Genomic DNA, 9,258 nt, shown 5'->3' with positions numbered 1-9,258 from the left:
GAGCGCCCGGCCCGCCCGCGTCGCTCCGGCGCCCAGGGCACGACCGGCACCTCGACCGAGGCCGGGCGCGCGAGCGCCGGCGTCGGCAGTGCCGAGGCCGCGGCCACCGCGACCGGCATCGAGGAGGCCGCGGTCCAGGCCGACGCCGCCACCGCGATCGCCGCCGAGGAGCTGAAGGTCGCCGCCCGCGAGGGCAGCGACTCCCCGGCCGAGGTCGTCGACACCGAGGGCGCTCCGCTCGACACCACCGTGGCCGCCGACGCCGGCGAGTCCGGTGTGGCCGCAGCGGAGGCTGCCAGCACCGAGGCTCCGTCTCCTGACAACGAGGAGGGCTGACCGATGTTGATTCCCCGTCGCGTCAAGCACCGCAAGCAGCACCACCCCACCCGCCGTGGGATGGCGTCGGGCGGCACGACCGTGTCGTTCGGTGAGTACGGCATCCAGGCTCTCGAGCCCGCCTACCTCACCAACCGGCAGATCGAGTCGGCCCGTATCGCCATCAACCGGCACATCCGCCGTGGCGGCAAGGTCTGGATCAACGTCTACCCGGACCGCCCGCTGACCAAGAAGCCCGCCGAGACCCGCATGGGTTCCGGCAAGGGTTCGCCGGAGTGGTGGATCGCCAACATCAAGCCGGGGCGCGTGCTGTTCGAGCTGTCGTTCCCGAACGAGCAGGTCGCCCGCGTGGCGCTCACCCGCGCGATCCACAAGCTTCCGATGAAGTGCCGCATCGTCACCCGGGAGGTGGGGGAGTGATGGCCACGTCGACCGTCGACGAGCTGCGTGAACTCCACGCGGACGAGCTGCAGACAAGGCTGCGCGAGGCCAAGGAGGAGCTGTTCAACCTGCGGTTCCAGATGGCCACGGGACAGCTCGACAACAACCGGCGACTGCGCACGGTCAAGCACGACATCGCGCGGATCTACACGATCCTGCGCGAGCGCGAGCTCGGCCTGTCCGTCGCCCCTGACGGAGAGACCACCGAGTCATGACCACACCAGCCGACACGCACGAAGCGACCGCCGCCAAGGCCGACGGGGACCGCGGTTCGCACCGCAAGACCCGTGAGGGCCTGGTCGTCAGCGACAAGATGGACAAGACCGTCGTCGTCGCCGTCGAGGACCGCGTGAAGCACCCCCGGTACGCCAAGGTCCTGCGCCGCACCAGCAAGCTGCACGCGCACGACGAGGCGAACGAGTGCGGCGTGGGCGACCGCGTCCTGCTCATGGAGACCCGTCCCACCTCGGCCAGCAAGCGCTGGCGCGTCGTGCGGGTCATCGAGAAGGCCCGCTGACGCTGGCCCCGTGCCCGCTCGGCCACCAGTAACACCGAAGTCCCGTAGAAGTAGGAGAAGGCAGTGATCCAGCAGGAGTCGCGACTGCGCGTCGCCGACAACACCGGTGCCAAGGAGATCTTGTGCATCCGGGTCATGGGCGGTTCCGGTCGCCGGTACGCCGGCATCGGTGACGTCATCGTCGCGACGGTGAAGGACGCGCTTCCGGGCGCCGGCGTGAAGAAGGGCGACGTCGTCAAGGCGGTCATCGTCCGCACCGTCAAGGAGCGGCGTCGCGCCGACGGTTCCTACATCCGCTTCGACGAGAACGCGGCTGTCCTCATCAAGAACGACGGCGAGCCCCGCGGCACGCGCATCTTCGGCCCCGTCGGCCGCGAGCTGCGCGACAAGCGCTACATGCGGATCATCTCGCTCGCACCGGAGGTGCTGTAACCCCATGAAGGTCAAGAAGGGCGACGAGGTCGTCGTCATCGCCGGCAAGGACAAGGGCACGAAGGGCACGGTCATCGCGGCCTACCCCGAGTCCGAGCGCGTCCTGGTCGAGGGCATCAACCGGGTCACGAAGCACACGCGGGTCACGCAGACCGCGCGCGGTGCGCGGGCCGGCGGCATCGAGCACACCGAGGCCCCCATCCACGTCAGCAACGTCATGGTGCTCGACGACGGCGGTCAGCCGACCCGCGTCGGCTACCGGCGCCAGACCGAGGACGAGGCGGGCGAGGGCGGCAAGGCCCGTCGCGTCCGCGTCGCGAAGAGCACCGGGAAGGACCTCTGATGAGCGCGCCCACCACCACCCTGCCGCGCCTCAAGCAGCGGTACCGCGACGAGATCGCGCCGGCGTTGAAGGACGAGTTCTCCCTCGCCAACGCCATGCAGGTCCCGACGCTGTCGAAGGTCGTCGTCAACATGGGCGTCGGCGCGGCGGCCCGCGACGGCAAGCTCATCGACGGTGCGGTCCGCGACCTCACGATCATCACCGGCCAGAAGCCGATCGTGACCCGGGCCAAGACCTCCATCGCGCAGTTCAAGCTGCGTGAGGGCATGCCGATCGGCGTCAAGGTCACGCTGCGCGGCGACCGCATGTGGGAGTTCCTCGACCGGCTGGTCTCGGTCGCGCTGCCCCGCATCCGCGACTTCCGCGGCCTGTCGGCCACGCAGTTCGACGGCAGCGGCAACTACACGTTCGGTCTCAACGAGCAGACGATGTTCCCCGAGATCGACGTCGACTCGATCGACCGTCCGCGCGGCATGGACATCACCGTCGTCACGTCCGCCACCACCGACGAGCAGGGACGCGCGCTGCTGCGGGCGCTCGGCTTCCCGTTCAAGGAGAACTGACATGGCCAAGAAGGCCCTGGTCAACAAGGCCAACCGGACGCCGAAGTTCGCGGTGCGGGGTTACACCCGCTGCCAGCGCTGCGGCCGTTCGCACGCGGTCTACAAGAAGTTCGGCCTCTGCCGGATCTGCGTGCGCGAGATGGCGCACGCGGGCGAGCTGCCGGGCGTCACCAAGTCCAGCTGGTAGTCCGCACGACCACACCGCATCACCGCACCATCTCCCCGGGGCAACTCCGTCCCGGTGGGTCAGCACCACGATCGAGGTAGGCCCCGGATCCGGGGAACCGCCCCGAGGAAGTGAACGATCGCTCATGATGACCGACCCGATCGCCGACATGTTGACGCGCCTGCGCAACGCGAACTCGGCGTACCACGACGACGTCTCGATGCCCCACAGCAAGCTGAAGTCCCACGTGGCCGAGATCCTCAAGCAGGAGGGCTACATCGCGGGCTTCCGCGTGGCCGACGCCCCCGAGGGACAGGTGGGCAAGGTCCTCACCCTGGACCTCAAGTACGGCCCCAACCGCGAGCGCAGCATCGCGGGCATCCGTCGCGTGTCCAAGCCCGGCCTGCGCGTCTACGCCAAGTCGACCTCCCTGCCCCGAGTCCTCGGTGGCCTGGGCGTCGCCATCATCTCGACCTCGTCCGGTCTCGTGACCGACCGGCAGGCCGCCAAGCAGCGAGTGGGCGGGGAAGTCCTCGCCTACGTCTGGTGACGGGGGTACAGCCATGAGTCGCATCGGTAAGTTGCCGGTCCCGGTCCCGAGCGGGGTCGACGTGACCGTCGCCGGACAGGACGTCACCGTCAAGGGCCCGAAGGGCGAGCTGTCGCTCACCCTCAAGGAGCCCATCACCATCCGCAAGGCCGACGACGGCACCCTCGAGGTCGCCCGGCCGGACGACGAGCGCGAGAACAAGGCGCTGCACGGGTTGTCGCGGACCCTGGTGAACAACATGGTCCTCGGCGTCACCGCGGGCTACAGCAAGACGATGGAGATCGTCGGCACCGGCTACCGCGTGCAGGCCCGAGGCACGGACCTCGAGTTCGCCCTCGGCTACAGCCACCCGGTCCTCGTGAAGGCGCCGGCCGGCATCACGTTCCGTGTCGAGGCGCCCACGCGTTTCGTCATCGAGGGCATCGACAAGCAGCAGGTCGGCGAGATCGCGGCCAACATCAAGCGCCTGCGGCGTCGGGACCCCTACAAGGGCAAGGGCATCCGCTACCAGGGCGAGGTCGTGCGCCGCAAGGCCGGGAAGACAGGTAAGTGATGGCGAAGAGCACCACCACCAAGCGCGCGCGCCGTTCGGCCGGCATCTCCGCCACGCGGCGGACCGGCAAGGCCCGTCGTCACTTCCGCCTGCGCAAGCGGGTCGTCGGCACGGCCACCCGGCCGCGCCTGGTCGTCACCCGGTCCGCGCGGCACGTCTTCGCGCAGGTCGTCGACGACCGCGCCGGCACCACGCTCGCGTCGGCGTCGACCTACAAGCTCACCGAGGGTGACAAGACCGCCCAGGCCCGCGCGGTCGGCACCACGCTCGCCGAGGCGGCCAAGGCCGCCGGGGTCACCCAGGTCGTGTTCGACCGCGGTGGCGCCACCTACACCGGCCGGATCGCGGCGCTCGCCGACGCGGCCCGCGAAGCCGGACTGGAGTTCTGAGCATGAGCATCAACCGAGGAGTTGAGTCCTGATGGCGTCCTTCGGAGGACCCCAGCGCGGCGGCCAGCGCGGGAGCACCGGCAACGCGTCCGGTACCGGCGGCGGCACCGCGAACGAGCGTGACGGCGGCCGGGGCGACCGGCGCGGCGGACGCGACCGCGACAACCGGGGCGACAGCCGCGAGAAGAGCCAGTACATCGAGCGCCTGGTGACGATCAACCGCGTCGCCAAGGTCGTCAAGGGTGGCCGGCGCTTCAGCTTCACCGCGCTCGTCATCGTCGGTGACGGCAACGGCACCGTCGGTGTCGGCTACGGCAAGGCCAAGGAGGTGCCCGCGGCGATCGCCAAGGGTGTCGAGGAGGCCAAGAAGCACTTCTTCACCGTGCCGCGCATCGGCTCGACGATCGTTCACCCCGTCCAGGGTGAGGCGGCCGCCGGTGTCGTGCTGCTCAAGCCCGCGAGCCCCGGTACCGGCGTCATCGCCGGTGGACCGGTGCGTGCGGTGCTCGAGTGCGCCGGCATCGGGGACGTGCTGAGCAAGTCGCTCGGCTCGGACAACCCGATCAACATCGTCCACGCCACCGTGGCGGCGCTGAAGGGCCTGACCCAGCCGGAGGCCATCGCGGCCCGCCGGGGTCTGCCCCTCGAGGACGTCGCCCCGGCCGGCATGCTGCGTGCGCGTGCCCTGGCGGCCGCGAACGCGGCCGGCACCCGGGGAGCGTGAGCATGCCTCGCCTGAAGATCACCCAGACCAAGTCGGGCATCGGCTACAAGGAGAACCAGAAGCAGACCTTGCGGTCGCTGGGGCTCAAGCGGATGCACGACACCGTCGTGAAGGAAGACCGCCCGGAGATCCGGGGCATGGTCGCGACCGTGCCGCACCTGGTGACGGTCGAGGAGGTCGAGTAAGAGATGACCCTCAAGGTCCACCACCTGCGCCCGGCTCCGGGCAGCCACACCGCGAAGACCCGTGTCGGTCGCGGTGAGGGTTCGAAGGGCAAGACGGCCGGCCGCGGCACCAAGGGCACCAAGGCCCGCTACCAGGTGCCCGCGGGCTTCGAGGGCGGCCAGATGCCGATCCACATGCGGCTCCCGAAGCTCAAGGGCTTCAAGAACCGCTTCCGGGTCGAGTACCAGGTCGTCAACGTGTCCCGGCTCGGCGAACTGTTCCCCGAGGGCGGCGACGTCCTACCGGTCGACCTGATCCTGCGCGGCGCCGTCCGCGACGGGTTCCCGGTCAAGGTCCTCGGCAACGGCGAGATCGGTGTGGCGGTCAACGTCACCGCCGACGCCTTCTCGGACTCGGCCAAGGCCAAGATCGAGGCCGCCGGCGGCAGCGTCACCGCCACCGCCTGAGGTACCGCAGCATCCGCGAGCCGCGGGTCACGCCCCCACCGGGGTGGGGCCCGCGGCTCGTCGCCTGTCGGCGGCCGTTAGCATTCCCCGCCGTCACTGCATAGAGTCACACCGCCACACCCACACCCAGTTCCAGCAAGACCGTTCCAGCAACACCGTTCCAGCCACACCGCTCGTCCGGCGGCCCCGTCCGGGGTGGCCACGTCGTGTGCCGAGGCCCTCCGGCCCGGACCGACCCGATCCGTCCCCGTGCCTGCCGCCACGGCAGGTCCCGGGGGACCAGGAGGACACGTTGCTCAGCGCCTTCGCGGCGGCGTTCCGCACGCCCGACCTGCGGAAGAAGCTGCTCTTCACGCTGGCCATCGTCGTCGTGTACCGCCTCGGCGCCAGCGTGCCGACGCCGAACACGGACATCACCGCGATCCAGCGGTGCCTCGACACCGCCTCGGCCGATGCGCAGAACGTCTACTCGCTCATCAACCTGTTCTCGGGTGGAGCGCTGCTGCGCCTCTCGGTGTTCGCGCTCGGGATCCTCCCGTACATCACCGCGAGCATCATCATCCAGCTGCTGGTCGTGGTCATCCCGCGCTTCGACGCCCTCAAGAAGGAGGGGCAGTCGGGTCAGCAGAAGCTGACGCAGTACAGCCGCTACCTGACCGTCGGCCTCGCGATCCTGCAGTCGACCGGGTTCATCGCGCTCGCGCGCTCGGGCCAGCTGTTCCAGGGCTGCGACACCCCGATCCTCCACCAGACCGACGTCTTCACCCTGGCGACGATGGTGCTGACCATGACCGCCGGCACGGGCGTGATCATGTGGCTCGGCGAGAACATCACCGACCGCGGAATCGGCAACGGCATGTCGATCCTGATGTTCACCTCGATCGCGGCGCGCATCCCGTCCGAGGGCCAGACGATCCTGCAGAACGGTGGCGGCTTCGACTTCACCCTGATCCTGCTGCTCGGCCTCGCGATCATCGCGGCCGTGGTCCTGGTCGAACAGGGCCAGCGCCGGATCCCGGTGCAGTACGCGAAACGCATGATCGGCCGCAAGCAGTACGGCGGCACCTCGACCTACCTGCCGCTCAAGGTCAACCAGGCGGGCGTCATCCCGGTCATCTTCGCGTCCTCGCTGCTCTACATCCCGCAGCTGATCTCGCAGTTGCAGGGCAACCAGACCGGCGCCTTCGCGCGGTTCGTGGCGACCTACCTGCTCGACCAGAGCAACTGGCTGCACATCCTCATCTACTTCGCCCTGATCATCTTCTTCGCCTACTTCTACGTCGGGATCACGTTCAACCCCGAGGAGCGGGCCGACGACATGAAGAAGTACGGCGGGTTCATCCCGGGTATCCGCCCGGGGCGCCCGACCGCCGAGTACCTGCAGTACGTGTTGTCGCGGATCACGCTGCCCGGCGCGCTGTACCTGGGAATCGTGGCGATCCTGCCGAACTTCTTCTTCACGTTCACCGGTGGCAACAACCAGAACTTCCCGTTCGGCGGGACCGCCGTCCTGATCATGGTCGGTGTCGGGCTCGACACCATGAAGCAGATCGAGAGTCAGCTCATGCAGCGCAACTACGAAGGGTTCCTGCGCTGATGCGGCTCGTCCTGGTGGGGCCGCCCGGCGCGGGCAAGGGCACCCAGGCCGAGTTCATCGCCGACCACTTCGACATCGTCAAGATCTCGACCGGCGACATCTTCCGCGCCAACGTGAGCGGGGGGACCGAACTGGGTCTGCTCGCGAAGAAGTACATGGACGCCGGTGACCTCGTGCCCGACGAGGTCACCAACGCCATGGTCCGCGACCGGCTCGGCGAGCCCGACGCCGCGGCCGGGTTCCTGCTCGACGGCTTCCCGCGCAACGTCGCCCAGGCCTACGAGCTCGACGGCATCCTGTCCGACCTCGGCGTCTCCCTCGACATCGCGCTCGACCTCGAGGTCGACCACGAGGAGGTCGTCCGGCGGCTGTCCGGCCGGCGTACCTGCAAGAAGTGCGGCCACGTCTGGCACGTGGAGTTCGAGCCGACCAAGGTCGAGGGCGTCTGCGACCGGTGCGGCAGCGAGCTCTACCAGCGCGACGACGACCGCGCCGAGACCGTCCGGCACCGGCTCGAGGTCTACACCCAGCAGACCGAGCCGCTCATCGCCTTCTACACCTCCCGCGGCCAGCTGCGGAACATCGACGCCCTGGGCCCGGTCGACCAGATCACCGCCCGCGCGATCGCCGTGCTGACCGAGGCCCGCGAGACGAACGACCCGTCCGCGGCGGCCACCGAGGCCTGAGGGTCACCGCGATGGGCCGGGGAGTCGTGCGGCGCAGGGCCCGCCACGACGGCATCCAGATCAAGACGCTCGAGCAGGTCGACCTCATGCGGACGGCCGGGCTGGTCGTCGCCGAGGCGCTCGCCGCCATGCGGACCGCGGCCGTCCCGGGCGCGACCACCGCGGACCTCGACGACGTCGCCCGCTCGGTGATCGCCGCCCACGGCGCGACCTCCAACTTCCTGGGGTACCACGGCTATCCCGCGACCATCTGCGCGTCGGTCAACGACCGGGTGGTGCACGGCATCCCGAGCTCCGCCGAGGTCCTCGCCGACGGCGACCTGGTCTCCATCGACTTCGGCGCGATCGTCGACGGCTGGCACGGTGACTCGGCGATCACCGTCGCGGTCGGCACGGTGACCCCCGACCTCGCCGACCTGTCCGAGACCACCCGCCGGGCGATGTGGGACGGCATCGCCGCGATCCGCATCGGCGGCCGGGTCACCGACATCTCCCACGCGGTCGAGACCTCGGTCCGCCGGGCGCCGGCGGGGGAGCGGTACGGCATCGTCGAGAACTACGGCGGCCACGGCATCGGCACCGCGATGCACATGGAGCCGCACGTCCTCAACTACGGCCGTCCGGGCCACGGCGCGGCGCTGCGGCCGGGCATGGCACTGGCGATCGAGCCGATGCTGACCCTCGGCGACCCCGCCACGCGGGAGCTCGAGGACGGGTGGACCGTCGTCACCGCCGACGGCACGGCCGCCGCCCACTGGGAACACACCGTGGCCCTGCTGCCCGACGGCCTGTGGGTGCTCACCGCCGTCGACGGCGGCCGGGAGGAACTCGAGGCGCGGGGCGCTCCGGTGTCGGCGCGCGCGGGCGTCGCAACCGTCTGACCGGGTTCGTTCCCCTTCGTGCCGCGATCTCGCGCGATTCCTTGACCGCCCCGGGTGGGCACTCCATGCTGGGCCCGCCCGCGACGCCCGCGGTGCCGCCTCTGCTGGGGAGGGCCTCGTGTCCGCTCGGTCCCGTTCCGTTCTGCTGACCGCTGCGGTCGTCTCGACCGCCGTCGCCGGCGCCCTGGTCGGGGTCTCCACCCCGGCCGTCGCCGCCGCGCCCGCGGCGCTCGACCTCACCGCGCACGTCACCCCGAAGCTCGCGGGCTTCCACCACGTGTCCGGGCCGCTGACCCCGCGGCTGTCGACCCTCGCCACGGCGGCCAAGGCCTCGACCGGCGCCCAGGCCGCCGCGGTCGGCCTCCCGCTCACGGGCCCGGGCAGCCTGCGCCGCGACGCCGCGGGCCGGGTCCTGGTGGACGTCCTCGTGCGCGACGCGTCGGGCTAC

At 70.3% G+C, this 9,258-nt stretch carries 17 protein-coding genes and 1 pseudogene; all 18 read left to right on the top strand.

The window, feature by feature from the left end; translation table 11 throughout:
* Window positions 1–336, top strand: a pseudogene (locus ACXR2U_RS23575) (hypothetical protein); the annotation flags it as partial.
* Window positions 337–339: 3 nt separating this feature from the next.
* A complete protein-coding gene (gene rplP / locus ACXR2U_RS23570) occupies window positions 340–756 on the top strand; it encodes a 50S ribosomal protein L16 (RefSeq protein WP_458827536.1) in 417 nt (138 codons plus the stop codon).
* Window positions 756–992: a 50S ribosomal protein L29 gene (gene rpmC / locus ACXR2U_RS23565; protein WP_458827535.1), complete on the top strand. Its 237-nt coding sequence runs from the start codon at window positions 756–758 to the stop codon at window positions 990–992. Before rplP ends, rpmC begins: the two co-directional genes overlap by 1 nt.
* The gene (rpsQ, locus tag ACXR2U_RS23560) at window positions 989–1,294 is read left to right on the top strand and encodes a 30S ribosomal protein S17 (RefSeq protein WP_458827534.1); all 306 of its coding nucleotides are present in this window, start codon (window positions 989–991) and stop codon (window positions 1,292–1,294) included. Before rpmC ends, rpsQ begins: the two co-directional genes overlap by 4 nt.
* Before the next feature lie 63 nt (window positions 1,295–1,357).
* Window positions 1,358–1,726 carry a 50S ribosomal protein L14 gene (gene rplN, locus ACXR2U_RS23555; protein WP_458827533.1) on the top strand — a complete coding sequence of 123 codons (369 nt, stop codon included), beginning with the start codon at window positions 1,358–1,360 and terminating at the stop codon, window positions 1,724–1,726.
* A gap of 4 nt (window positions 1,727–1,730) precedes the next feature.
* Complete coding sequence (gene rplX / locus ACXR2U_RS23550) at window positions 1,731–2,069, top strand: 50S ribosomal protein L24 (protein WP_458827532.1); 339 nt, start codon at window positions 1,731–1,733, stop codon at window positions 2,067–2,069.
* Window positions 2,069–2,632 (top strand): 50S ribosomal protein L5, encoded by a 564-nt coding sequence (rplE, locus tag ACXR2U_RS23545; protein ID WP_458827531.1) that lies wholly within the window; start codon window positions 2,069–2,071, stop codon window positions 2,630–2,632. Before rplX ends, rplE begins: the two co-directional genes overlap by 1 nt.
* Window position 2,633: 1 nt before the next feature.
* Window positions 2,634–2,819: a type Z 30S ribosomal protein S14 gene (locus ACXR2U_RS23540; protein ID WP_458827530.1), complete on the top strand. Its 186-nt coding sequence runs from the start codon at window positions 2,634–2,636 to the stop codon at window positions 2,817–2,819.
* A 124-nt stretch (window positions 2,820–2,943) separates the two neighbouring features.
* Window positions 2,944–3,348, top strand: a complete 405-nt coding sequence (gene rpsH, locus ACXR2U_RS23535) for a 30S ribosomal protein S8 (protein ID WP_458827529.1) — start codon at window positions 2,944–2,946, stop codon at window positions 3,346–3,348.
* Window positions 3,349–3,361: 13 nt separating this feature from the next.
* Entirely contained in the window at window positions 3,362–3,901 is a 540-nt protein-coding gene (gene rplF / locus ACXR2U_RS23530) for a 50S ribosomal protein L6 (RefSeq protein WP_458827528.1), read from the top strand.
* A complete protein-coding gene (gene rplR / locus ACXR2U_RS23525; protein ID WP_458827527.1) occupies window positions 3,901–4,290 on the top strand; it encodes a 50S ribosomal protein L18 in 390 nt (129 codons plus the stop codon). Before rplF ends, rplR begins: the two co-directional genes overlap by 1 nt.
* 31 nt (window positions 4,291–4,321) lie before the next feature.
* Complete coding sequence (rpsE, locus tag ACXR2U_RS23520; protein WP_458827526.1) at window positions 4,322–5,014, top strand: 30S ribosomal protein S5; 693 nt, start codon at window positions 4,322–4,324, stop codon at window positions 5,012–5,014.
* A 2-nt stretch (window positions 5,015–5,016) separates the two neighbouring features.
* The gene (gene rpmD, locus ACXR2U_RS23515; RefSeq protein WP_458827525.1) at window positions 5,017–5,199 is read left to right on the top strand and encodes a 50S ribosomal protein L30; all 183 of its coding nucleotides are present in this window, start codon (window positions 5,017–5,019) and stop codon (window positions 5,197–5,199) included.
* 3 nt (window positions 5,200–5,202) lie between these two features.
* The gene (rplO, locus tag ACXR2U_RS23510) at window positions 5,203–5,646 is read left to right on the top strand and encodes a 50S ribosomal protein L15 (RefSeq protein ID WP_458827524.1); all 444 of its coding nucleotides are present in this window, start codon (window positions 5,203–5,205) and stop codon (window positions 5,644–5,646) included.
* Between the two features lie 292 nt (window positions 5,647–5,938).
* Window positions 5,939–7,243: a preprotein translocase subunit SecY gene (gene secY / locus ACXR2U_RS23505; protein WP_458827523.1), complete on the top strand. Its 1,305-nt coding sequence runs from the start codon at window positions 5,939–5,941 to the stop codon at window positions 7,241–7,243.
* A complete protein-coding gene (locus ACXR2U_RS23500) occupies window positions 7,243–7,929 on the top strand; it encodes an adenylate kinase (RefSeq protein WP_458827522.1) in 687 nt (228 codons plus the stop codon). The genes secY and ACXR2U_RS23500 overlap by 1 nt, the downstream gene beginning before the upstream one ends.
* Before the next feature lie 11 nt (window positions 7,930–7,940).
* Window positions 7,941–8,810 carry a type I methionyl aminopeptidase gene (gene map, locus ACXR2U_RS23495; RefSeq protein ID WP_458827521.1) on the top strand — a complete coding sequence of 290 codons (870 nt, stop codon included), beginning with the start codon at window positions 7,941–7,943 and terminating at the stop codon, window positions 8,808–8,810.
* A gap of 118 nt (window positions 8,811–8,928) precedes the next feature.
* Window positions 8,929–9,258: hypothetical protein (locus tag ACXR2U_RS23490; protein ID WP_458827520.1), on the top strand; the 330-nt coding region annotated here is incomplete at its 3' end.

The organism is Jatrophihabitans sp. YIM 134969, assembly GCF_054456675.1.
Note: the sequence above shows the minus strand (reverse complement) of the source record. Positions and strands in the feature narration are given on the sequence as shown.